This is a genomic window from Streptomyces sp. NPDC002730 (assembly GCF_042888805.1).
Lineage (GTDB): Bacteria > Actinomycetota > Actinomycetes > Streptomycetales > Streptomycetaceae > Streptomyces.
The window spans coordinates 46,623-70,410 of sequence record NZ_JBIAQG010000021.1; the positions used below are offsets into that span (position 1 = coordinate 46,623).

General features: G+C 69.1%; 21 protein-coding genes. 16 read left to right on the forward strand and 5 right to left on the reverse strand.

From position 1 onward, the window contains the following. Positions 1–152 precede the first annotated feature (152 nt). Genes ACFYXH_RS38455 through ACFYXH_RS38465 form a run of 3 tightly spaced genes read left to right on the forward strand, consistent with a single transcriptional unit; the run spans position 153 to position 3,256 of the window. Positions 153–1,439: a glycosyltransferase family 4 protein gene (locus ACFYXH_RS38455; RefSeq protein ID WP_389573391.1), complete on the forward strand. Its 1,287-nt coding sequence runs from the start codon at positions 153–155 to the stop codon at positions 1,437–1,439. Next, positions 1,436–2,236 carry a hypothetical protein gene (locus ACFYXH_RS38460; protein ID WP_389573394.1) on the forward strand — a complete coding sequence of 267 codons (801 nt, stop codon included), beginning with the start codon at positions 1,436–1,438 and terminating at the stop codon, positions 2,234–2,236. Before ACFYXH_RS38455 ends, ACFYXH_RS38460 begins: the two co-directional genes overlap by 4 nt. A gap of 60 nt (positions 2,237–2,296) precedes the next feature. Next, on the forward strand, positions 2,297–3,256 hold the full coding sequence (locus tag ACFYXH_RS38465; protein ID WP_389573397.1) for a helix-turn-helix transcriptional regulator: 960 nt from the start codon (positions 2,297–2,299) through the stop codon (positions 3,254–3,256). Here the strand turns inward: ACFYXH_RS38465 and ctaD are convergent. Continuing rightward, entirely contained in the window at positions 3,216–4,925 is a 1,710-nt protein-coding gene (gene ctaD / locus ACFYXH_RS38470; RefSeq protein WP_389573505.1) for a cytochrome c oxidase subunit I, read from the reverse strand. The genes ACFYXH_RS38465 and ctaD overlap by 41 nt on opposite strands. Positions 4,926–5,342: 417 nt before the next feature. Here ctaD and ACFYXH_RS38475 point away from each other — a divergent pair, with 417 nt between their 5' ends. Then, entirely contained in the window at positions 5,343–5,558 is a 216-nt protein-coding gene (locus tag ACFYXH_RS38475; protein ID WP_327322679.1) for an I78 family peptidase inhibitor, read from the forward strand. Positions 5,559–5,646: 88 nt separating this feature from the next. On the opposite strand, the gene ACFYXH_RS38480 is transcribed toward ACFYXH_RS38475, so the two are convergent. Next, the gene (locus ACFYXH_RS38480) at positions 5,647–6,633 is read right to left on the reverse strand and encodes a phosphatase PAP2 family protein (RefSeq protein ID WP_389573401.1); all 987 of its coding nucleotides are present in this window, start codon (positions 6,631–6,633) and stop codon (positions 5,647–5,649) included. A gap of 471 nt (positions 6,634–7,104) precedes the next feature. On the opposite strand from ACFYXH_RS38480, the gene ACFYXH_RS38485 reads away from it, so the two are divergent. Next, entirely contained in the window at positions 7,105–8,739 is a 1,635-nt protein-coding gene (locus tag ACFYXH_RS38485; RefSeq protein WP_389573405.1) for an MFS transporter, read from the forward strand. Positions 8,740–8,871: 132 nt separating this feature from the next. Further along, the gene (locus ACFYXH_RS38490) at positions 8,872–10,062 is read left to right on the forward strand and encodes an acyl-CoA dehydrogenase family protein (RefSeq protein WP_389573407.1); all 1,191 of its coding nucleotides are present in this window, start codon (positions 8,872–8,874) and stop codon (positions 10,060–10,062) included. A 58-nt stretch (positions 10,063–10,120) separates the two neighbouring features. Here the strand turns inward: ACFYXH_RS38490 and ACFYXH_RS38495 are convergent, their stop codons facing one another. Beyond that, positions 10,121–10,561, reverse strand: coding sequence for a cell division protein SepF (locus ACFYXH_RS38495; RefSeq protein ID WP_389573410.1), 441 nt, complete (start codon positions 10,559–10,561; stop codon positions 10,121–10,123). 287 nt (positions 10,562–10,848) lie between these two features. Here ACFYXH_RS38495 and ACFYXH_RS38500 point away from each other — a divergent pair, with 287 nt between their 5' ends. Beyond that, a complete protein-coding gene (locus ACFYXH_RS38500) occupies positions 10,849–12,075 on the forward strand; it encodes a DUF5685 family protein (RefSeq protein WP_389573412.1) in 1,227 nt (408 codons plus the stop codon). Between the two features lie 34 nt (positions 12,076–12,109). On the opposite strand, the gene ACFYXH_RS38505 is transcribed toward ACFYXH_RS38500, so the two are convergent. Together ACFYXH_RS38505 and ACFYXH_RS38510 are read right to left on the reverse strand one after the other, a co-directional pair. After that, positions 12,110–13,051, reverse strand: coding sequence for an ABC transporter substrate-binding protein (locus ACFYXH_RS38505; protein WP_389573415.1), 942 nt, complete (start codon positions 13,049–13,051; stop codon positions 12,110–12,112). Beyond that, complete coding sequence (locus ACFYXH_RS38510; protein WP_362689614.1) at positions 13,048–13,545, reverse strand: GNAT family N-acetyltransferase; 498 nt, start codon at positions 13,543–13,545, stop codon at positions 13,048–13,050. Before ACFYXH_RS38510 ends, ACFYXH_RS38505 begins: the two co-directional genes overlap by 4 nt. A gap of 424 nt (positions 13,546–13,969) precedes the next feature. Here ACFYXH_RS38510 and ACFYXH_RS38515 point away from each other — a divergent pair, with 424 nt between their 5' ends. The 9 genes from ACFYXH_RS38515 (at position 13,970) to ACFYXH_RS38555 (ending at position 23,673) form a co-directional block, all read left to right on the forward strand. Continuing rightward, positions 13,970–14,833 (forward strand): amino acid ABC transporter permease, encoded by an 864-nt coding sequence (locus ACFYXH_RS38515; protein WP_389573418.1) that lies wholly within the window; start codon positions 13,970–13,972, stop codon positions 14,831–14,833. After that, complete coding sequence (locus ACFYXH_RS38520) at positions 14,830–16,599, forward strand: FAD/NAD(P)-binding protein (protein ID WP_389573420.1); 1,770 nt, start codon at positions 14,830–14,832, stop codon at positions 16,597–16,599. Before ACFYXH_RS38515 ends, ACFYXH_RS38520 begins: the two co-directional genes overlap by 4 nt. Positions 16,600–16,680: 81 nt before the next feature. Next, positions 16,681–17,574 carry an amino acid ABC transporter permease gene (locus tag ACFYXH_RS38525; RefSeq protein WP_389573423.1) on the forward strand — a complete coding sequence of 298 codons (894 nt, stop codon included), beginning with the start codon at positions 16,681–16,683 and terminating at the stop codon, positions 17,572–17,574. Continuing rightward, positions 17,571–18,332 (forward strand): amino acid ABC transporter ATP-binding protein, encoded by a 762-nt coding sequence (locus ACFYXH_RS38530; RefSeq protein ID WP_389573426.1) that lies wholly within the window; start codon positions 17,571–17,573, stop codon positions 18,330–18,332. Before ACFYXH_RS38525 ends, ACFYXH_RS38530 begins: the two co-directional genes overlap by 4 nt. A 28-nt stretch (positions 18,333–18,360) precedes the next feature. Further along, positions 18,361–19,338: an ABC transporter substrate-binding protein gene (locus tag ACFYXH_RS38535; RefSeq protein WP_389573429.1), complete on the forward strand. Its 978-nt coding sequence runs from the start codon at positions 18,361–18,363 to the stop codon at positions 19,336–19,338. A gap of 32 nt (positions 19,339–19,370) precedes the next feature. Further along, on the forward strand, positions 19,371–20,423 hold the full coding sequence (locus ACFYXH_RS38540) for an LLM class flavin-dependent oxidoreductase (protein ID WP_389573431.1): 1,053 nt from the start codon (positions 19,371–19,373) through the stop codon (positions 20,421–20,423). Beyond that, positions 20,420–21,721, forward strand: a complete 1,302-nt coding sequence (locus ACFYXH_RS38545) for an NtaA/DmoA family FMN-dependent monooxygenase (RefSeq protein WP_389573433.1) — start codon at positions 20,420–20,422, stop codon at positions 21,719–21,721. Before ACFYXH_RS38540 ends, ACFYXH_RS38545 begins: the two co-directional genes overlap by 4 nt. A 4-nt stretch (positions 21,722–21,725) precedes the next feature. After that, complete coding sequence (locus tag ACFYXH_RS38550; RefSeq protein ID WP_389573436.1) at positions 21,726–22,529, forward strand: DUF1684 domain-containing protein; 804 nt, start codon at positions 21,726–21,728, stop codon at positions 22,527–22,529. A 244-nt stretch (positions 22,530–22,773) separates the two neighbouring features. Then, positions 22,774–23,673 (forward strand): S1 family peptidase, encoded by a 900-nt coding sequence (locus ACFYXH_RS38555; RefSeq protein WP_389573439.1) that lies wholly within the window; start codon positions 22,774–22,776, stop codon positions 23,671–23,673. Positions 23,674–23,788 lie beyond the last annotated feature (115 nt).

Genomic DNA, 23,788 nt, shown 5'->3' on the forward strand with positions numbered 1-23,788 from the left:
CTTCGCCCGCCGACAGGATGACAGGGGCCAGGTCACCCAGAATGGAGAGATGAACGACAGCTGCTTCACCGTGCCCCGGCTCTCCTACCGACCTTAGGAGCCAAGTAAGGTCCACTCGTGCCGAAACCAAGACCAGGGGGACGCGGCAGCGTATGCACATCTCTTTCCTGCTCCACAACGCGTACGGAATCGGCGGGACGATCCGGACGACGTTCAACCTGGCCCATGCCCTGGCTCAGCAGCACGACGTCGAGATCGTCTCCGTCTTCCGCCACCGTGACGAGCCCACCCTCGGCGCGCCCGCCGGCGTCACCATGAAGCACTTGGTCGATCTGCGCAGAAACAGCCCCGACTACGACGGCAACCACCCGGACTACAAGCGCCCGGCGAAGGTCTTCCCGCGCGGCGACGGCCGGCACAAGCAGTACAGCCGCCTCACCGACGCCCGGATCGCCGCCCACTTGGGATCCCTCGGGGCCGATGTCGTGATCGGCACCCGGCCCGGGCTCAATGTCCATATCGCCCGCCAGACCAGGAACGGCCCGGTCCGTGTCGCCCAGGAGCACCTCACGCTGGACAGCCACGGCTACCGGCTCCGCCGCGAGATCGGCCACCGCTACCGCTTGCTCGACGCTGTCACCACTGTCACCGAGGCGGACGCCCGGTCCTACCGCACGCAGCTGAAGCTGCGCGGCGTACGCATCGACTCCGTCCCCAACAGCGTGCCCGTGCCCACCGTGGCCCCGGCCGACGCCTCCAGCAAATGGATCGTCGCGGCCGGCCGGCTGACCAAGGTCAAGCGGTACGACCTGCTGGTCAAGGCCTTCTCCAAGGTGGTCGCGGCCCGCCCCGACTGGCGGCTGCGGATCTACGGCAGCGGAGACGCGACGGGCAACGAGAAGAACGCCCTGCACGCCCTCATCGAGGAGCGCGGGCTGCACAACCATGTCTTCCTGATGGGGCCCGCCAATCCGCTCGAACCGGAGTGGGTCAAGGGCTCGATCGCCGCCGTCACCTCCAGCATGGAGTCGTTCGGCATGACCATCGTCGAGGCGATGCGCTGCGGCGTCCCTGTCGTCTCCACCGACTGCCCGCACGGGCCCGGCGAGATCATCGAGGACGGTGTCGACGGCCGGCTGGTGCCGGTCGGCGACGTGGACGCGATCACCGACGCACTGCTCGAGCTGATCAACGACGACGGACTGCGCCGGCGCACAGGCCGGGCGGCGCTCACCGCATCCGCCCGCTTCGACCCGGCGAGGATCGCGGAGCGCCACGAGGCCCTGTTCACCGAGCTGGTCGCACGCGCCAGGAACGGCCGCTCGCGCAGCGCGTTGCGCGACGCGCTGCACCGTGGCCGGGGCGCGGTGTACGACGCGGTCTACTCCCTGCGCTATCTGGCCGCCGACGCGATCCGGAAAAGGAAGAAGACCTCATGACCACGTCCACCACCTCGGCCACCGAGCGGCGGACGCCACGGGCGGACTGCGTCGCGGACGCGGCCTGCGGTATCACCTTCGACCTGGCCGGTGCCGGCTCGCCGGACGCGGTGCTCGTGCTGAAGCGGCACGGCAAGGACGCTACGGACGAGGTGCGGCTGCCGCTGACCCCTTCGGGGGACGGCACTTCGCGCGCCGTGCTGCCCAGCACGGTCGAACTGGCCGAGGGCCGCTGGGATGTCCGCACCGCAGACGGGGACGCCATCGAGCCCGGCATACGGGATCTGCGGGCGCTCGTCGACCGCGCCCCCGAGGCCGGGCGGATCGCCGTGCGCGTCCCGTATCCGACGGCGGACGGCAAGCTCGCGGTGCGCTGCTGGGTGCGCGCGCCGCACGCCGAGGCGGGCGACATCGGCCTCGCGCCCGAGCGGGGCGCGGTGACGGTGGAGGGCCGGCTGTACGGGGCCGAGCTGGGCGAGGGAGCCGTGGCCGAGGCCAGGCTCCGTTCCGGCGACCGGGTCCACGAAGTGCCGGTGACCGGCGAAGGCAGCACGTTCGCCTTCACTCTGCCGTGCGGGCCGATGGCCGAAGTGTCTGTCGGCAAGGAGCAGTTGTGGGAGCTGTGGCTGCGCCCCGCCGCGGACGCGGCCGGGGTACGCATCTCCCGCGTCCTCGACGACATCTGGGACAAGAGGGCCATCTTCGTGTACCCCAAGGTGACCACGGACACCTGCCACGCAGCCGCCTGCTACACGGCCGACAACGACCTCAGCGTACGTCTCACCGCAGCGGGCTGAAGTCGCCCTGCGCATCTTTGAGGACAGTGGCTGTCCTCAATGGCTGGCAGACTCGCAGCCATGTTGGAGACCTCGGCAAGACTGCTGCGCCTGCTCTCGTTGCTGCAGGCCCACCGCGAATGGTCCGGCTCCGATCTGGCCGACCGGCTCGGTGTCACGCCGCGCACCGTACGGCGCGATGTCGACCGGCTGCGCGAGCTCGGCTACCCGGTCAACGCCAGCCCCGGCACGGGCGGCGGTTATCAGCTCGGCGCGGGGGCCGAGCTGCCGCCGCTGCTGCTCGACGACGAGGAGGCGGTGGCCGTCGCGGTCGGTCTGCGTACCGCCGCCGGAAACGGCATCGAGGGCATCGGCGAAACGTCCGTACGCGCCCTGGCCAAGCTGGAGCAGGTGCTGCCCAGCCGGCTGCGCCGCCGGGTCGGCGCGCTCAACGCCTTCACCGTGCCGATGCTGCGCGGCCCGCACGGCTCCACCGTCGACGCGAGTGTGCTGACCGAGCTGGCCAACGCCTGCCGGGACAGCGAGCGACTGCGTTTCGACTACCTCGACCACAGCGGCTCCGTCACCCGTCGCAGCGTCGAACCGCACCGCCTCGTCTGCACCGAGCGGCGCTGGTATCTCGTCGCCTGGGACCTGGAGCGCGCCGACTGGCGTACGTTCCGGGCCGACCGCATCACGCCGAAGCCGCCGCACGGCCCGCGCTTCGCCCCGCGTACTCCGCCGGCCGAGGATCTCGCCGCGTATGTCTCCCGTGGCGTCTCCACCCGCGCCTACGCGGCACAGGCGGTCATCCGGCTCCATACGTCCGCCGAGCTGGCCGCCCGGACCATCGGCCCGTCCGACGGGGTGCTGGAGGCGGTCGACGACAGCAGCTGTCTGCTGCGCACCGGAGCCGCGAGCCTGGATGTGCTGGTCATCCATGTGATGTTGATGGGCGTGGACTTCGAGGTGATCGAGCCGCAGGAGCTGACCGAGCACATCAGGACGGTGCGGGACCGGCTGTCCCGGGCCCTCGGTTGATGGCCTCCTGCTCCTCCACCAGCTGCTCCAGTTCCGCGAACTCGGGATGGTGCAGATCGAAGGCGGGCGACTCGGAGCGGATGCGCGGGATGGTCACGAAGTTGTGGCGCGGCGGTGGGCAGGAGGTCGCCCACTCCAGCGAACGCCCGAATCCCCATGGGTCGTCCACCTCGACCTTCTTCCCGTACTTGGCCGTCTTCCAGACGTTGTAGAGGAACGGCAGCGTCGAGATGCCGAGCAGGAACGAGCCGATGGTCGAGACGGTGTTGAGGACCGTGAAGCCGTCGGCCGCCAGATAGTCCGCGTACCGCCGCGGCATGCCCTCCGCGCCCAGCCAGTGCTGGACCAGGAAGGTGGTGTGGAAGCCGATGAACAGCGTCCAGAACTGGATCTTGCCGAGCCGTTCGTCGAGCATCTTTCCGGTGAACTTGGGCCACCAGAAGAAGAAGCCGCCGAAGGTCGCGAAGACGACGGTGCCGAAGACGACGTAGTGGAAGTGCGCCACCACGAAGTACGAGTCGGTGACATGGAAGTCCATCGGGGGCGACGCCAGGATGACGCCGGTCAGCCCACCGAAGAGGAACGAGACCAGGAAACCGATGGCCCACAGCATCGGTGTCTCGAACGACAGTGAGCCCCTGAGCATCGTCCCCGTCCAGTTGAAGAACTTCACCCCGGTCGGGATCGCGATCAGGAAGGACATGAACGAGAAGAAGGGCAGCAGCACCGCTCCCGTGGCGAACATATGGTGCGCCCACACCACCACCGAGAGTCCGGTGATGGCCATGGTCGCGGCGACGAGCGTGAGGTAACCGAAGATCGGCTTCCGGGAGAAGACCGGGATGATCTCGGTGACGATGCCGAAGAAAGGCAGCGCGATGATGTAGACCTCGGGATGGCCGAAGAACCAGAACAGGTGCTGCCACAGCAGCGCCCCGCCGAACTGCGGCTGGAACACCATCGATCCGAGCCGCCGGTCCGACTCGAGCACCAGCAGCGCCGCCGCGAGTACGGGGAAGGCGAACAGCACCAGGATCGACGTGAAGAGCACGTTCCAGGTGAAGATCGGCAGCCGGAACATCGTCAGGCCGGGCGCGCGCATTCCGACGATGGTGGTGATGAAGTTGACCGCGCCGAGGATCGTGCCGAAGCCCGAGAGCGCGAGACCCATGATCCACATGTCGGCGCCGATGCCCGGCGAGCGCTCCAGGGAATTGAGCGGAGCGTAGGCGAACCAGCCGAAGTTCGCCGGGCCGCTCGGGCTCAGCAGGGAGCCGAGCACGATCAGGGCGCCGAAGAGATACAGCCAGTACGAGAGCATGTTCAGCCGGGGGAAGGCCACGTCGGGCGAGCCGATCTGCAGCGGCATGATCTCGTTGGCGAAACCGGCGAAGGCCGGAGTGGCGAAGAGCAGCAGCATGATCGTGCCGTGCATCGTGAACAGCTGGTTGAACTGGTTGTTGCTCATCAGCTGCAGCCCCGGGCGGGCCAGCTCGGCCCGCATCATCAGGGCCATCAGTCCGGCGATCAGGAAGAAGAGGAACGACGTGATCAGGTAGAGATGCCCGATCTTCTTGTGGTCGGTGGTGGTCAACCAGTCCACGAGCACCGTGCCCGGCCGCCGTACCCGGGCCGGCCCCGCTGTGGCCTCGGCGGTCTCCGTACCCATCGCTGCCCCCAGGCTGTCCGCGGCTCGGGCTTCGGTCATTCGGTATCGGGCTCCAGACATGATGCTCGCCGTCGGTCGTCTCCAACAGGGTGCGCACGCGGGGGAGTGGACGTTCGGCCGAGAGACGGTACGAAGGTGTCGGTGGATTCCGTAAGGAACCGGTGAATTCTCTACGCCCCGTCAATTCGCCCTCTGGCACTTGCCGGAGGGTATTTCTGCCGGGAATTGAGCATGGTAGCCAAGGGCTCCCAAATTCCCGTGCAAGCCGCTCTGAACTGCTCGTTCGAGTGATGGCGTTCGAGTTAAACGCGTGTCGTGATCCTGTGACAGAAGCGTGACCGGTGAGGTACGTGGGACTGCTGATGCGTAAGCGGGCCCGGCTTCCGTCACCGTCCGCCGCCGCCTACGGTGGGTGGCATGGTTCCCACACCGACTCCTCCCGCGCAGCCCGACGACGCCGCCGAGGCGTATGTCGGACTCGCCGCCGAGGACGCCGAGCAACTGGCCCGCGAGCGCGGCTGGACCACCGTCAGAGCGCTGCCGCCGGGCGCGATCATCACCATGGAGTACCTGATGGGCCGGCTCAACTTCGAGGTGGAGGGCGGTACCGTCATCCGCTGCTGGCCAGGCTGACCCAGCTGACATCCGGGTACGACGAAGGCCCCGACCAGGACGGTCGGGGCCTTCGTCGTACCGGCAACGGAGCGCGCTCCGTTGCCCGTCAGCCGCCTGTGGCCGGCCGTGAGGTCGGCGGACGGCGGCTGCCGGACGGAGTGATCGGCATCCGCTCGGAGCGCACCGCGTGTGACCGCGGCTGCGTGAGCTGCGTCGTCGTCCTCGTGCTGGACGGCGGCCGGGTGCCGCTGCCTGCGGACACCGGCTCGCGGCTCTGACCCTCGTCCTGCCCGGCCCCGCGCTGCGGGAACATCGAGGGCCTCGGACCACCGGCCGCGACCGGCAGCGAAGGAGCGAGCCGACGGCGCGCACGCCACTGCTCGCGCAGCGAGAGGATCCAGGCCTCCGCACGGCCGATCAGCGGCTCGCACCAGGGCAGGGCGAGCAGGATCAGCAGCCCGGCGGCCCAGCCGAGCAGCACATCGCTCAGCCAGTGCGTACCGAGATAAACGGTCGTGAGGCCGACACCGAGGGAGACCACCGCCGAGACCGCCGACAGGTAGCGTCTGGCTCGCGGAGTGGTGGCCAGATACGCCAGGATTCCCCAGGTCACGACCGCGTTCGCGGTATGCCCGGAGGGAAATATATCGCCGCCGGCGAAGAGTTCGGCGGAACCGATCTGCGTCGCGTAGTGGGGGCCGAGGCGGCCGAGACCGATCTTGACGGCGCCAACCGTCGCGTTGAGCAGCAGCAGCGAGGCGCCGAGCGCGAGCAGGGGGCGCAGGGTGTGCTGACGCCAGGAGCGCCAGCCCAGCCAGGCCGCCACCATCACGGCCGTAGGCCCGCGCTGGCCGAGCACCACGAAGTAGTCGAGAAAGGCGTGCAGCTCCGGCCACTGCTGATAGGGCCGGAAAAGCATGACCTTCCAGTCGATGATCACCAGCCAGGTCGGGGCAAGCACGGCCACGACGATGGCGAGATAGAACACCAACGTCCCGCCGAAGAGGGCGAGACGGGTGCGGCTCATCCGCGGGATCTCTATCTTCGGCGGTTCCGGCTCCCGGTCCAGCCGGGCAAAGATGTCGGTACGCACCCAATCGACGTTACAGCGAGTGAGTGTCGGCCTAGGGCGATCCGGCGGGTTTGTGATGACGATGTGATGTGGAGTATGTCTCAGCTCCGGCTTTATTCCGGGCCAATACGGAAATCCCGGTGACCTTGTGTCCCATTTCCTCGGTGGCCCTCTCGGGAGTGCTCTTTCTGTGCATCAGAAATAGTTCACCGCTTGCCCGTACGGAATTTTCCCCTCATTCGGAGCCGCCCAAGATCGGCTCCGGTGAGGCCCTGGTCAGGGCGTCCACGGGGCGTCCAGAGGGTTGCGGAGTGGCGTACGCCACACGCGAGTGGGCTTCGGGGTGAGAGATGGACCACGCGCCACACGCCTGAACTCGCGTACGCTGACGGCTCACTCGCCCGTCGATGCCGGGCCGCCCTGTGGGACACCACTCAATACCGTCCCCGGCTGGCCCACCGAGCGCGAGGGACTCATGGGAGGTACGTGTACATGTCCGGGACGACCACGGCCGGAGCACGGCTGCGTGCCGTCGGCGGCGGTGCCAACCGCTGGGTCGTCCTTGTCGTCCTCTGCATCAGCCTTCTGCTGGTCGCCCTCGACGCGACCGTGCTGCATGTCGCCGTCCCCGCCGTCACCGAGGACCTCCGCCCCAGCGGCGTCGAGCTGCTGTGGATCGTGGACGCGTACCCCCTCATCTGTGCCGCGCTGCTGATCCTCTTCGGCACTCTCGGTGACCGGGTCGGCCGCCGCCGTGTCCTGCTGATCGGCTACGGAATCTTCGGCGCCGCCTCCGCGGTCGCCGCCCTCGCCACCAACCCCGAGGTGCTGATCGGGGCGCGCGCCCTGCTCGGCGTCGGCGGCGCGATGATCATGCCCGCGACGCTCTCGATCCTCCGCGCGGTCTTCCCGGACCGGCGGGAGCGGGCGATGGCGATCGGCATGTGGACCGCGGTCGCCGCGGTCGGCGCCGCCACCGGACCCGTACTCGGCGGCTTTCTCGTCGAGCACTTCTGGTGGGGCTCGGTCTTCCTGATCAACATTCCGCTGATGGCACTGATCCTGCCGATAGGCCGCTGGCTGCTCCCCGAGTCCAGGGGCGGCGCCGACGGACCCTGGGACGTGCTCGGCGCGCTGATGGCGGCAGGTGGAGTGCTCGGCGCGGTCCTCGGCGTGAAGCGGCTGGGCGCCGGCGATACGGTCCTCGACGTCAGAACGGTCGGCCCGCTGCTGCTCGGCGGTGTGCTGCTCGCCCTGTTCGTACGGCGGCAGAAGCGCCGTGAGCACCCGCTGATCGATATGCGGATGTTCGCCAGGGTCGCCTTCTCCACCTCCGTCGGCTGCATCGTGCTGGCCATGCTGGCGCTGGTCGGCCTGGAGCTGATCGCCGTCCAGTATCTGCAGCTGGTCCTCGGGCTCAGCCCGATGGAGACCGGTCTGCGGCTGCTGCCGCTGACCTTCGCCGCGATGGCTGCCGGCGCCACCGGCTCGCACACGCTGCACCGGATCGGCCCGCGCCGGATGGTCGGCTGGGGCTTCGTCCTGACCGCCGCGGCGGTGCTGTTGCTGACCCTGATGGGACAGCACGACCGGCCGTGGCTGCTCACCACGGGCTTCGTGTTCCTCGGCTTCGGGCTGCAGACCACGCTGTTCGCCGCGTACGAGTCGATGCTCAGCGAGGCTCCGCCGGACCAGGCGGGCGGCGCGGCCGCGATCGGCGAGACCTCGTACCAACTCGGTGCGGGCATGGGGATAGCCCTGCTCGGCAGCGTCATGAACGCGGCCTACGCGCCGTCGCTCGTCAACCTCACGGGCGTCCCCGGCTCGGCGAGCTCCGCCGCGGCCCACTCGCTGGGCGAGGCCTACCAGGTGGCGGACCGGCTGGGCGGTGCCTCCGGAGAGTTGCTGCGCACCACAGCCCGTCACTCCTTCGTCGACGGCCTCCATGTCACGCTCCTGGTCAGCGCGGGCCTGCTGCTGCTCGGCGCGCTCGCCGCGCTGCGGCTGCCGCGGGTGATGGAGTGCGCCACGGTCGAGAAGTGCCCGAAGCCGAGGCGCCCGGAAGTCTCGCTGCCGGCAAGCCGCCAGCCCGCCGAGGCGACCGGGTCTGGACGCACGGCACGCTGAGCCGTAACGTCAGCCCGTGCCGTAACTAACACTGCTAGTTTTCGGTGATCCTGTCCGTCACCTGCTCCGTTTCTCCGTTTCTCCGTGAACTTTTCTGTGAACCGCTGTGTGAGCGCCACCGGAGGCCACGTCATGTCCGCACCCTCGAAGCTGCCGCCCTTCGACGCCGGCGACCCCCTCGGCCTCGACGATCTGCTCGACCCCGAGGACCTCGCGATCCGCGACACCGTCCGCACCTGGGCCGCCGACCGCGTCCTGCCGTACATCGCCGACTGGTACGAGAGCGGAGAGCTCCCCGCCATCCGCGAACTGGCCCGCGAGCTCGGCTCGATCGGCGCGCTCGGCATGTCGCTGAAGGGATACGGCTGCGCGGGCGCCACCGCCGTCCAGTACGGACTGGCCTGCCTGGAGCTCGAGGCCGCCGACTCCGGCATCCGCTCCCTCGTCTCCGTACAGGGCTCGCTCGCCATGTACGCGATCCACCGCTTCGGCTCCGAGGAGCAGAAGCAGCGGTGGCTGCCCGGCATGGCAGCCGGCGAGATCATCGGCTGCTTCGGCCTGACCGAGCCCGACCACGGCTCCGACCCGGCCGGTATGCGCACCTTCGCCAAGCGCGACGGCGGCGACTGGGTGCTCACCGGCCGCAAGATGTGGATCACCAATGGCTCGGTGGCCGGTGTCGCCGTGGTGTGGGCACAGACCGACGAGGGCATTCGCGGGTTCGTCGTACCGACCGACGCCGCCGGCTTCTCCGCGCCCGAGATCAAGCACAAGTGGTCCCTGCGCGCGAGCGTCACCAGCGAACTCGTCCTCGACGAGGTGCGGTTGCCGGCCGACGCCGTACTGCCGGAAGTCACCGGTCTGAAGGGTCCCCTGAGCTGTCTGTCGCACGCGCGCTACGGCATCGTCTGGGGCTCGATGGGCGCCGCCCGGTCCAGCTTCGAGGCGGCTGTTGAGTACGCGAAGACACGCGAGCAGTTCGGCAGGCCGATCGGCGGCTTCCAGCTCACCCAGGCCAAGCTCGCCGACATGGCCGTCGAACTGCACAAGGGGATCCTGCTCGCGCACCATCTGGGCCGCCGCATGGACGCCGGGAAGCTCCGCCCCGAACAGGTCAGCTTCGGGAAACTCAACAATGTGCGGGAGGCGATCGAGATCTGCCGCACCTCGCGCACCATCCTCGGTGCGAACGGGATTTCGCTGGAGTACCCCGTGATGCGTCATGCGACAAACCTCGAGTCGGTGCTCACCTACGAGGGCACCGTCGAGATGCACCAGCTGGTGCTGGGCAAGGCACTCACCGGCCTGGACGCCTTCCGGTAGGCCGGCAGACTGTCGTCCTCGAACGCCGGACAGGCTCGCGAGCCGGCGAGCACCTTGCTCAGCTCTGGTTGAAGAAACCGTCCTGAGTGGAACGGCCGGCGGCCTCCCCGCTGACCACCTGAGTGTCGGCGGGGCTCAGCAGGAAGACCCGGGTGGCGACGCGCTCGATAGAGCCGCGCAGGCCGAAGGTCAGTCCCGCGGCGAAGTCCACCACCCGCTTTGCGTCGCTGGGCTCCATGGATGTCAGGTTCACGATGACCGGGACGCCGTCCCGGAACAGCTCACCGATGGCACGGGCGTCCCGGAAGCTGTCCGGGGAGACCGTCGCGATCCGGCGGCCCTGCTCCTGGGCGGACTCGGAAGCCACGCGCACCCGGGGGTCGGTGACCCACGCGTCGCCCGTCTCCGCGCCCTCGGCGTACTCGTCGTCGTCGTAGTAACGCTCGTCACTGTCCTCGACGAGTCCCAGCCAGGCGCTCGCCTTGCGCACCGAACCCATGACGCCTCCTTCCGCTCCAGTCCGCTCACTGCGGTCTTGTATCGTTCCGCATCCCTATGGTCGTCCATAGTGCGGATCGCGCGCCAAGTAGATAGTCGCCGCGCAGGTGATTCGTGACGGTACTGGTGCAGAAGATATGGCGATTCGTCAAGATTCGTCGTGCGTACGGGGCGTGGCGGACTCAAAATATGAAAGTCGGGCCGGACGGGTGATGGTGGAGCGTACGGGTGAACGGGTGGCTCGATACGATGCCTCCCGCACTGTTGAACGACTCTCGGGGGACCGTCGTGTTCGGAATCGTCAGGCCATGCACTCACCGGCTCACGGACGGCCTCAAGGCCGAGTGGATGGCCCATCTCTGCGGGCTCTGCCTGGCACTTCGCTCCGACCACGGCCAGTTCGCCAGGGTCGTCACCAACTACGACGGCCTGATCGTCTCGGTTCTGACGGAGGCTCAGACGGAACGCACCCCCGCCGCACGGCGCATCGCGGGCCCCTGCCCGCTGCGCGCCATGCGTACCGCACCCGTTGCCCGGGGCGAGGGCGCGCGCCTGGCGGCGGCCGTCTCGCTGGTGCTGGCGTCGGCGAAGGTACGGGACCACGTGGCCGACCGGGACGGGGTGTTGGCCCGCAAGCCGGTGGCCGCCGCGGCGCGCCGGGTCGCCGCGGGCTGGGACCGGGCCGGGGCGCGCACCGGCGCCGAGCTCGGCTTCGACACGGCGGTGCTGCTCGACGCCATCGACCGGCAGACCGGGATCGAGTCGCTGGCCGGTCCTGGCACCCCGTTGCTGACCGTCACCGAGCCGACCGAGACGGCGACCGCGGCAGCCTTCGCACACACCGCCGTACTCGCCGGAAGGCCGGAGAACGTGGCGCCGCTCGCCGAGGCCGGCAAGCTCTTCGGACGGCTGGCACATCTGCTGGATGCCGTGGAGGACAGGGAAGCTGACGCAGCGTCGGGTGCCTGGAACCCGCTGACCGCGACCGGCACCTCACTGGCCGAGGCACGCCGGCTCGCCGACGACGCGGTGCACGGGGTGCGCCTCGCACTGCGCGACGCACGCTTCACCGACGACAGGCTGGTGCATGTGCTGCTCGCCCACGAGCTGCGTACCTCGGTGAACCGTGCGTTCCGCACGACGACCTGCTCGCACCAGGGGTACGGCGCGCCACAGCCGCCCCAGCACGGAAATCCGCACCAGGGCGGCGGCTACGGCCCTTACGGCTCGAACAACCCCTACGGCGGTGGCAACCCGGGAGTGCCCGGTGGGCCCGGCGGCCCCGGTGGGCTGCCTCCGCAGTTCGGCGGTGAACCGCCGAAGCCCAAGAAGCGCGGCTTCCTGGCCGGCTGCGCCGTATTCACCGGGCTGTTCTGCACCTGCCAGATCTGCTGTGCCAAGGAGTACGAGGGCCCCTGGTCCCGCAAGAAGCGCGAGGGCTGCTGCCGCGACTGTGACTGCTCCAACTGTGATTGTCCCGGCTGCGACTGCTGTTGCCCCTGCGACGGCTGCTGACGGACCGTCGGATCATTTCGGTTCCGCCGTCGGATCACTTCAGCTCCGGCGGCGAGATCTGCGACTTCTCGATCGCCGACTCCGTGGTGCCCCACTTCTTCAGGATCCGGTCGTACGTCCCGTCCGTCTTGAGTTTGTTCACCGCGGCCCGGAAGGCGGGCGCCAGCGGTGTGCCTTTCTTGAAGGCGAAGCCGACGTCGAGCCGCTTGAACTCATTGAGGAACTTGGTGCCCTGCTGCTGGGTGACGGCGTAGCGCAGCCCGTTGATGGTGCTCATCACCACATCGCTGCGGCCCTGCTGCAGCGAGATCCAGATCGCGCCCGACTCGCTGTACGTCTGGACCTTGTACGGCTTCTTGCCCGCCTCGGAGCAGCGGCCCTTGTTCTTCTCCAGGGACGCCTCGAACGTGGTGCCCGCGCCGGTCGCGACATTCAGACCGCAGAGATCGGTGAAGTCCGAGATCTTCGTCAGTTTGCTGTTCTCGAGCGCGGCGAAGCCCTGGCCGTCATTGATGTACGTGACGAAGTCGATGGTCCTGCGTCGCTCGTCCGTCACCCCGAAATTGCCGGTGCCCAGGTCGTACTTGCCGCTGCTCAGCGCCGGCAGGATCGCCTCGAAGCTCGCCACCTCGCGCTTCAGCTTCAGTCCCAGCACCTTGGCGGCGGCCTCCGCGAAGTCGATGTCCTGGCCCGCGACGGTCTTGCCGTCCTCCAGGTAGACGGCGCCCGGCGGATTGCCGACGGAGGTGGCGATGGTGAGGGTGCCCCGGCTGCGTACGTCCGCGGGCAGCAGCTTCGCGATCGCCTCGTCCTTCGGCACCGACGACACCACATCGTCGGTCGGGATCCGGCCGGGTTTGCCACTTGGCTGGGCACCGACGCCGGCGGTCGCCGGGTCGCCCGAGCCGCAGGCGGTGACTGTGAGCGCGGCGGCGGTGATCAGCGCGAAGACGGCGGCGTGGCGTTTCCTGCTCATGATGCGGGGGTCTCCAGGTGCTTCTCGAACGGCAGCGGGCCGATCGACTCCGGATCTGCGGACAGATCGAAGAGCGGGCGGTATCCGGCGGCCAGATAGAGGCCCTTGGCCTCGGGCTGGCGCGGACCGGTGGTCAGATGGATCCGGGAGTAGCCGCGCTCGGCTGCCTCCCGTTCGAGTACGCGCAGCACGCGCCGGGCCAGGCCGCGGCGGCGGTGCGCGGAGTGCGTCCAGATCCTCTTGAGTTCGGCCGTGGTGGTGTCGTAGCGGCGGTACGCGCCACCGGCCACCGGCCGGCCCTGCTCCAGGAGCAGCAGAAACGCACCGCCCGGCGGAGCGAACTCCTCGGACGGGTAGCGCTCCAGATCGAAGGCGGAGCCGTACCGGCTGATGTACTCGTGCGCCAGTTCCTCGAGGAGTGGACGGGCGAGCGGGTCGTCGACCGTGGTCCGGCGTACGGACAGCGCGGAACCACGGCTCGGGGTGAAGGTCATGTGTGCCCTACTTCGAGCAGGCAGAAGGAACAAGAGTGGGCGAGGGGGAGTGATGCGCGGCGTTATGTGGGTGAAGGCGCGACATGCGAGAAATGCGAGAAATGCAAGAAGACGGCGCGAAGGCGCGAGCGCGGGCGCGAGAAAGGCAGCGGGGTCAGCTCAACAGGAAGAGGACCACACGCGACCGAAGTCGATGTGGGAGCGCGTGACCAGCCACTGCTGCGAATGCATGGCCCAAGTGGAACAGGCATCCGTTTCTGCGTCAACTGTCCTGAGACAGACGGCTCACAGTACGGACAGGCTTGACATCGGGCCGTGCGCACCCCCTAGTCTCAGCAACGGATCGTGCTGAGGGGCTCGGTCCGCGTTGTGTTTCTGGTGAAGGCATTCCCGTGTTCGATCTCTGCATCCACGGAGCCTTCGCATGGCTGTGCCTACAGACACCCTCCCCGAATCTCCCGCGGCTCCGCCCTCCAAGACCGACACCGTGCAGCCGCGCATCGTGCCCGTACGCCGAACCGGCCAGTGGGCGGCCGCAGTTGTCGTCCTGCTGCTGCTCGCGGGCGCCGTCAGTTCCGTCGTACGCAATGACGCCTTCCAGTGGGACGTGGTCGGCGACTACTTCACCTCGACGTCCGTACTGCGCGGCCTCGGCCTCACTCTCTGGCTGACCGGTGTCGTCATGGTGCTGGGCTTCGCGCTCGGCACGCTGCTCGCCGTGATGCGGCTGTCCGCCAATCCCGTGCTGCGCAACGTCAGTTGGGGATACATCTGGCTGCTGCGTTCGACGCCGATCCTGGTGCAGCTGCTGTTCTGGTTCAACATCGGTGCGCTCTACCCGCAGGTCCTCGGCGTCAGGACGGTCAATCTGCTCAGCCCGGTCACCATCGCGATCATCGGGCTCACCCTCCATGAGGCCGCGTACGCCGCCGAAGTGGTACGCGGCGGCATCCTGTCCGTCGAACGCGGACAGATCGAGGCCGCCGAATCGCTCGGCCTCGGACGGTGGCGCCGGCTGCGCCGGATCGTTCTGCCGCAGGCGATGCGCTCCATCGTGCCGCCGGCCGGGAACATGCTCATCGGCACCCTCAAAGGCACCTCGATCGTCAGCGTGATCGCCGTGCAGGACCTGCTCTACTCGGTGCAGCTCGTCTACCACCGCACCTACCAGGTCGTACCGCTGCTGCTCGTCGCCACCCTCTGGTACGTCGTGGTGACCTCACTCCTCAGCGTCGGTCAGCACTATGTCGAGAAGTACTACGCGCGCGGCACGGCAGGTGCGCGATGACGTCCATCGTCGTGATCGGAGCCGGTCCGCGGGGGACCGGTTTCCTGGAGCGGCTGGCCGCCAACGCCCCTGAGCTGTACGCCGGTCTTCCGCTGGACATCCATCTGGTGGACCCGCATCCGCCGGGCGGCGGCCGGATCTGGCGGCACGAGCAGTCCCCGCTCCTGTGGATGAACTCCATGGCCGAGGACGTCACCATGTTCACCGACGACACCGTGACGCTGGACGGGCCCGTACTGCCGGGCCCCACGCTCGCGGAGTGGGCAGGTCTCGACGGCCCGACCTTTCCCAGCAGGCAGCAGCAGGGCGCGTATCTGCGCTGGGTGTACGAGGAGGCGGTGGCCGCCCTGCCGCCGGCCGTCGCCGTGCACGAGCACCGGGCGCGGGCGCTGCGCGTCAGCGGTCCGCGTGAAGGGCGCCAGCGGGTCTGGCTCGAAGGGCGCAGAGAGCCGCTCATCGCCGATCTCGTGGTGCTTACCCTGGGCCACCTCGACGCCGAACTCGGCGACGAACAGAAGGAGTTGGCGGACTTCGCGCGCCGCCGCGGGCTGCTCCACCTGCCGCCGGACTTCACCGCCGACAGCGATCTCGAAGGCCTCCCGGCGGGCGAGCCGGTCATCGTCCGCGGCTTCGGGCTCGCCTTTGTCGATCTGATGGTGCTGCTCACCGAGGGCCGTGGCGGACGGTACGCGAACGGCGAGTACGTGCCGTCGGGCCAGGAGCCCGTCCTGTACGTCGGATCACGGCGCGGTGTGCCGTACCACTCCAAGATCGGCTACGGCTGGGAGGGTGAACCTCCGCCGCTGCCACGCTTCTTCGGCCCCGCCGAGGTGGACGCGCTGCTGAGCCGGCCCGGCCCCGTCGACTATCAGCGCGACCTGTGGCCGCTCATCGACAAAGAGCTGGGCTTCGCCCACTACCACCGTCTCTTCGCCGCCCACCCCGAGCGAACCTCGGTCAACTGGCCCGACTTCGAGGAGAAGTACGCCGCCGCCGCACCGGGCAGTCCCGAACTGCACACCCTGGTCGCCGCCTCCGTCCCCGACCCCGCCGACCGCCTCGACCTCGAGGCGCTCGACCATCCGCTGGACGGGCTGCGCTTCGGCTCGTACGACGCACTCCAGGACGGGCTGCGCAGCTACATCACCGCAGACCTCGACCGCCGCCACGACCGCGCCCACAGCGAAGACCTCGCGGTCTTCCTCGGACTGCTCTCCGTCTACGGGCAGCTGATCCGCCTCGGCGACATCGGCGGCCGATGGCACGGCTTCTTCAGCTATCTCGCCTCCGGCCCGCCCGGGCCCCGGCTGCGCCAGCTCCTCGCGCTCTCCCGCGCCGGTGTCGTCCGCTTCCTCGGCGCGGGCATCACCGTCGAGGCCGACGAGGAACGGGCGGTCTTCCGGGCAGGCGGCGCCGGCGTGCCCGGGGAGTGGATCGAGGCGCGGGCGCTGGTCGAGGCCCGGCTGCCCGAGCCCTCGCTGGAACGCACCCGTAGCCCGCTGCTGCGCTCCCTGTACGCGGACGGTGCCGACGCGACCCCCACCGGTCTTCTGTCGGTGGACCCCGAGGACGGCCGGGTGCTGGAGCGAGGCGGCCGGCCGCATCCGCGCCGCTTCGCGCTCGGCCCGCACACCACCGCGCGGGCGGGCGGGGCCTTCACCCGGCCGCGCACGGGCGGCGCGGCGTTCCGGCAGAACGACGCCACCGCGCGTACCGCGCTCGCCCTACTGCGTGATCTCGCCTGTCGCGAGCGCCTGAGCGCCTGAGCGCCTGAGCGCCTGAGGGCCTGAGGGCCTGAGGGCCTGAGCGCTACCCCCCTTTCTCGTACGTACGAACGTGAGGACCCCATGTCGCTGACCAGCGATCCACCTGTCGACAAAGCGCCACCACCCACCGTCGCGGAACCCGAGGACTACGGTGCGCTGAAGGTGGTGCCCGTGCGCCATCCCTGGCGCTGGGCGGCCGTCGCGGCCACCGCGATCCTGCTTGTGCAGTTTCTGCACGGGCTGGCCACCAACCCCGGCTGGGAGTGGGAGGTTTTCGCGGAGTTCTTCACGGCCGAAGTGATCCTCAAGGCCGTCTGGATCACCCTCCAGCTCACCTTCTACGGCACGGCGATCGGCTTCGCCCTCGGCATCGTCCTGGCCTTCATGCGACTGTCGGCGAGCCCCTTCCTCAAGTCGGTGGCCTTCACCTACATCTGGGCGTTCCGCTCCATCCCGCTCATCGTGCAGCTGCTGTTCTGGTTCAACCTCGCCTACCTCTACAAGGAGCTGCAGTTCGGCATCCCCTTCGGGCCCGGCTTCTTCTCCTTCGACACGATGGGCCTGGTCGGCGCGATGAGCGCGGCCGTGCTCGGGCTCGCCCTGCACCAGGCGGCGTACGCGGCGGAGATCGTCCGCGGCGGCGTACTGGCCGTGGACAGCGGTCAGCTGGAGGCGGCGGCCGCGCTCGGCATTCCCAGGCTGCGCCAGTTGCGCCGCATCGTGCTGCCCCAGGCGATGCGCTCGATCCTCCCCAACGCCGCCAACGAGATCGTCTCCCTCTTCAAGGGCACCTCGATCGTCTCCGTCATGGCGATCGGCGAGCTCTTCTACCAGGTCCAGGTCATCTACGGCCGCAACGGCCGGGTCGTGCCGCTGCTGATGGTCGCCACCGCCTGGTACATCCTCCTGACCACCGCGCTCTCCGTCCTCCAGCACTACGTGGAACGCCACTTCGCAAAGGGGGCCACGCGATGAGCGCGATGGTCGACGTACGGTCCGTGCACAAGAGTTTCGGCGCGCTGGAGGTGCTGCGCGGAGTCGATCTCGAGGTGCGCACGGGGGAGGTCGCCGTCGTACTCGGGCCCTCGGGCTCGGGCAAGTCCACGCTGCTGCGCACCATCAACCATCTGGAGAAGGTGGACAGCGGCTGGATCAGCGTCGACGGCTCGATCGTCGGCTACCGGCGCTCCGGCGACAAGCTGTACGAGCTGCGCGAGCGCGAGGTACTCAAGCAGCGCACCCAGATCGGCTTCGTCTTCCAGAACTTCAACCTTTTCCCGCACCTCACCGTGGTCGAGAACATCATCGAGGCGCCGGTCTCCGCGCTGAAGCGGCCCCGCAAGGAAGCCATCGCGACCGCGGAGAGGCTCCTCGCCAGGGTGGGACTCGAGGACAAGGCGTCCGCCTACCCCAAGCAGCTCTCCGGCGGGCAGCAGCAGCGCGTCGCCATCGCCCGCGCGCTGGCCCTGGAGCCGAAACTGCTGCTCTTCGACGAGCCGACGTCCGCCCTCGACCCCGAGCTGGTCGGCGAAGTCCTCGACGTCATCAAGGACTTGGCGCACCAGGGCACCACGATGATCGTCGTCACCCACGAGATCGGCTTCGCCCGTGAGGTCGCCGACACCGTGATCTTCATGGACGACGGCCGGATCGTCGAGCAGGGCGCCCCCGCCGACGTACTCGACAACCCCCAGCACGAGCGCACCCGCGCATTCCTTTCCAAGGTCCTGTGAACCACCCATGTCTGCAAGGAGTTTCCACGTGAACACCCGCCGCGCTTTCGCCACCGCCGTCGCCGCGATCGCCGCCTCCGGTCTGCTCGCCGCCTGCGGAGGCACCAGCGACGCAGCGACCGACGTGGTGAAGCCCCAGGGCCAGAAGGGCGCGGGCATCAATATCTCGCCCGACCAGCACCGCATCCGCGGCAAGAAGGTCGACGCCGTCGCCGCCAAGGTGCCCGATGCGATCCGCAAGCGCGGCACGCTACGCATCGGCGCCAGCGCCGACGCCTCGCCACCGCTCGGCTTCTACGCGACCGACGACAAGACGCGGATCGGCGCCGAGATCGACATCGCCACTCTGATCGTCGACACTCTCGGCCTGAAGCCGCAGTTCGAAGAGGTCTCCTGGGAGAACCTCTTCGTCGGCCTGGACAGCTCCAAGTTCGACGGCGTCCTCTCCAATGTCACCGTCACCGAGGAGCGCAAGGAGAAGTACGACTTCGCGACCTACCGGCTCGACAACCTGGCCTTCGAGGCGAAGAAGGGCACCGGCTGGCGGGTGAAGGGGCCGAAGGACGTGGCGGGGAAGACCATCTCCGTCTCCTCCGGCACCAACCAGGAGAAGATCCTCGTCGACTGGAGCGAGCAGAACGTCAAGGCAGGCCTCAAGCCCGTCGACATCAAGTACTTCCAGAAGGACACCGACTACTACCTCGCCCTCCAGTCGGGCCGCATCGACGCCTATCTCGGGCCGAACCCGTCGGCCGCGTACCACGTGGCCTCGGCCGGACAGACCCAGATCATCGGCACCCTGTCGGGAGGCGGCTCGCAGGTCCAGGGCAAGATCGCGGCCACCACGAAGAAGGACAGCGGTCTGGCCGCGGCGTACGCCGCGGCCATCGACCACATCATCGAGGACGGGTCGTACGCCAAGGTCCTGAAGCGCTGGGGGCTCTCGAGCGAGGCCGTCGCGAAGTCGGAGATCAATCCGCCGGGTCTGCCCAAGACCAAGAAGTGACCAGCGCCGGCTCCAGAGAGGCATTCATCGCCATGTCCCCCACCAGGCCCCTCCATCTGGCCGTCGCCCTCGACGGCCCGGCCCGGTACGACGCCGAGTACTACGTCGCGCTCGCCCGGCTCGCCGAGCAGGGCGCCCTCGACTTCGTCAGCCTCGGCGACTCCTTCGCCCGGCCGGGGCTCGACGCCCTCGCGGTGCTGTCGAGGGTCGCGCCCACCACCGAACGGATCGGTCTCGTACCGACCGTGACCACCACGCACACCGAGCCCTTCCATGTGTCCACGGCCGTGGCCACCCTCGACTGGGTGAGCCGCGGCCGCGCGGGCTGGCAGGTCGATGTGTCGACCACCGAGGCCGAGGCCCGGCTCTTCGGCCGTCGTCCGGCCGCGCCCGGCGACGCGCTGTGGCGGGAGGCCGGCGAGGTCGCCGATGTCGCCGCCCGGCTGTGGGACAGCTGGGAGGACGACGCGGAGATCCGCGACATATCGACAGGGCGCTTCATCGACCGCGACAAGCTCCACCGTGTCGACTTCCAAGGCGGCACGTTCAGTGTGCGCGGCCCCTCGATCGTGCCGAGGCCGCCGCAGGGCCGTCCCGTCACCGTCGCGGACGGCACGGGGGAGTCGGGCCGGGACGCGGCCGCCCGGCACGCCGATGTCGTTCTCGTACGGGCGGGCGCACCCGAACAGGCCGCCGCGCTCCGCGATGACATACGCCGACGCGCCGAGGCGCAGGGCCGTGACCCGGACACGCTGCGCGTCCTGGTCTCGCTCGTCGTCGACCTGGGCGAGAGCGAGCCCGGACTGGACAGTGACCCTCGGCTCGCGGGCGGTCCGCACTACAGCGGCGGCCCGGTCGACCTCGCCGAGCTGATCACCCAGTGGCACGCGGAGGTGGCGGTGGACGGCTTCCATCTGGCGCCCATCGCACCCCACCGGGACCTGGAGCGGATCGTCAACGGCACGGTCGCGCTGCTCCAGCACCGCAGTCTGTTCCGCACCTTCTATCCGGGCGGCACGCTCCGTGAGCATCTCGGTCTCGCCCGCCCGGCCAACCAGTACGCCCTCTCGGGGGGAACCTCATGACCGCCGAACGCAAACAGATGCATCTCGCCGCCCACTTCCCGGGCGTCAACAGCACCACCGTCTGGGCCGACCCGCGCTCGAAGAGCCAGATCGACTTCTCCTCCTTCGAGCATCTCGCCCGCACCGCCGAGCGCGGACTCTTCGATTTCTTCTTCCTCGCCGAGGGGCTGCGGCTGCGCGAGCACAAGGGCGAGATCCACGATCTGGACGTGGTCGGCCGACCCGAGTCCCTCACGGTGCTCAATGCCCTGGCGGCCGTCACCGAACGGCTCGGCCTCGCCGCCACCGTCAACGCCACCTTCAACGAGCCGTACGAACTGGCTCGCCGACTCGCCTCCCTGGACCATCTCAGCGGCGGCCGGGCCGCCTGGAACGTTGTCACCTCCTCCGACGCCTTCACCGGGGAGAACTTCCGCCGCGGCGGCTATCTCGACCGGGCCGACCGCTACCCCCGCGCCGCCGAGTTCGTCTCCGTCGCCCGTACGCTCTGGGACTCCTGGACGCCTGACGGGACGCCTCGTCCCTTCGCGCACTCAGGTCAACACTTCGTGATCGAGGGCGAGTTCACCGTTCCCCGGTCACCGCAGGGCCACCCCGTGGTCATCCAGGCGGGCGACTCCGACGAGGGCCGGGAGTTCGCCGCATCCACCGCGGACGTGATCTTCACCCGGCACGGCACGCTGGAGGCGGGCCGCGCCTTCTACGCCGACGTCAAGGCCCGGCTCGCCGCGTACGGACGGGAGCCCGGCGACCTCAAGATCATGCCCGGGGTCAGCTTCGTCCTCGGCGACACGGACGCCGAGGCGCAGGAGCGGGCCGCGGAGATCCGCCACCGGCAGGTCTCGCCGCAGAACGCGATCCTCGCCCTTGAGCTGGTCTGGGGCCGCGACCTCTCCTCGTACGACCCCGAAGGGCCGCTCCCCGACATCGATCCCGATCCGGACTCCGTCCTCGTCCAGGGCCGGGTCAAGGCCGGCGACCCGTTCGCGATCGCCGCCAAGTGGCGTGCGCTGTCGGAGGCCAAGGGCCTGTCCATACGGCAGACCGTCATCGAGACGACCAGCCGGCAGTCCTTCATCGGCACCGCGAGGAGCGTCGCCGCCGCGCTGGAGGAGTTCGTGTCGAAGGACGCGGCCGACGGCTTCATCCTCGTCCCCCATCTCACCCCCGACGGTCTCGACGACTTCGTCGGCCAGGTGGTACCGCTCCTCCAGGAGCGCGGGGTCTTCCGTGCGGAGTACACCGGCTCGACGCTGCGATCGCACCTCGGGCTCGCCGAGCCGGTGTGGAAAGGTTGATCGGATGAGCAAGGACGCACACGCAGCCAAGGACCAGCGGAACTGGCAGAACTGGCACGAACAGCGTGCCGCCACGGTCGCGGCCCCGTACGGACCGCTCTCGCTCACCGGTACCTACTGGCTCTCCGACTACCCGGAAGGTCGAATTCCGGCCGTCCCCGGGAGCTGGCTGGAGGACGGTGACGCGGTGGTGCTGACGGCCTCGGCCGAGGACGGTCTCACCGTGGACGACAAGCCCCTCACCGGCCCCGTCCGCCTCACCGCGGACCACGGACCGATCCCCGGATCCCGGGTCGCGCACGGCGAGCGGCGACTGGTCGTACTGCGCCGCGAAGGTCTGTGGGCGGTACGGGACTTCGACCCGGACTCACCGGCGCGGCACGCCTTCCAGGGCATCGAGGCGACGGCGTACGACGCCCGCTGGGCGCTGCCGGGACGCTTCCATCCGTACAAGGAACACCGCAGCGTACGGGTCGAGAACGCCGACGGGCGTGAGCGCGGCCTCGGCCTCGGCGGCGAGATCGCCTTCGAGCTCGACGGCGAGGAGCGCACGCTGCAGGTCGCGGTCGAGCCGGACGGCTCGCTCTGGGCGGTCTTCGCCGATGCGACCAGCGGAAACAGCAGTTACCGTTTCCGCTTTCTGCGGCCCTCCGCGCCGGCCACCGACGGCACGGTGACCGTCGACTTCAACCGGTCCCTGCTGCCGCCGTGCGCCTTCGCGGACCACTTCATCTGCCCCTTCCCGCCCCCCGGGAACACCCTCGATACCGCCGTCCCGGCGGGCGAACGGAACCTTCGGAGTCACTGACCCGTCCTACGGGTCGGACAAGTACGGCACAGCCCCGGTGGCCAACGAGCCACCGGGGCCGTCCGGCATGGGGGCGCGGAGAGGCCGAAAGGCGCCCTTGCGCGGGAAGTTGACGCACCGAATACTCCCGAACAGCGCTTGTCAGGAGCACAGTCTGTCCGAAAACCGAACATGCTCCCTGGCTGCGCCTCACGGGCCCGGAACCCCACAAAGGGCCCCCGATTCCCCTCGGGAGGAACGACAAGTGAGGATCAAGCGCACCATCCCCCGCAGTGGCACGGCGAGACGCATGCGTCTGCTCGCCGTCACCACTGGCCTGATCGCCGCCGCAGCGCTGGCCGTCCCCGCCGCCAGCGCCAACCCTGCACAGACCTTCAGCGCCAACCAACTCACCGCCGCGAGCGACGCCGTACTCGACGCGGATGTGGCAGGCACCGCCTGGCTCATCGACAAGGCGACCAACACCCTGGTCGTCACGGCCGACAGCACCGTCTCGAAGGCCGAAATAACAAAGATCAAGCAGGAAGCCGGGGCCAACGCAGGCGCGATACGCATCGAGCGCACCGCCGGCACGTTCTCCAAGCTCATCTCCGGCGGCGACGCCATCTATGCCACCAGCTGGCGCTGCTCGCTCGGCTTCAACGTCCGCAGCGGCAGCACCTACTACTTCCTGACCGCAGGCCACTGCACCGACGGCAACCCGCCCTGGTACACCAACTCCTCGCACTCCACGAGCATCGGTCCCACGGCCGGATCCAGCTTCCCGGGCAACGACTACGGCATCGTGAGGTACTCCAACACCTCGATCGCCCACCCGGGCACCGTCGGCAGCCAGGACATCACCAGCGCGGCCAACGCCACCGTCGGCATGTCCGTCTGTCGCCGCGGTTCCACCACGGGCACCCACTGCGGCAGCGTCACCGGCCTCAACGCCACGGTCAACTACGGCGGCGGTGACATCGTCTACGGCATGATCCGCACCAACGTCTGCGCCGAACCCGGAGACAGCGGCGGCTCGCTCTACTCCGGCAGCCGGGCCATCGGCCTGACCTCCGGCGGCAGCGGCAACTGCACCTCCGGCGGTACGACATTCTTCCAGCCGGTCACCGAGGCGCTGAGCGCCTACGGAGTCAGTGTCTACTGACGCACCACCACCGCAACCGACAGCAGTCGAGCCCCCGTCCAATATCAGCGGACGGGGGCTCGACGTCGCTCTCCCTTTTGAGAGGATGTCAGAGCGGTCGGGCACCGGAACAACG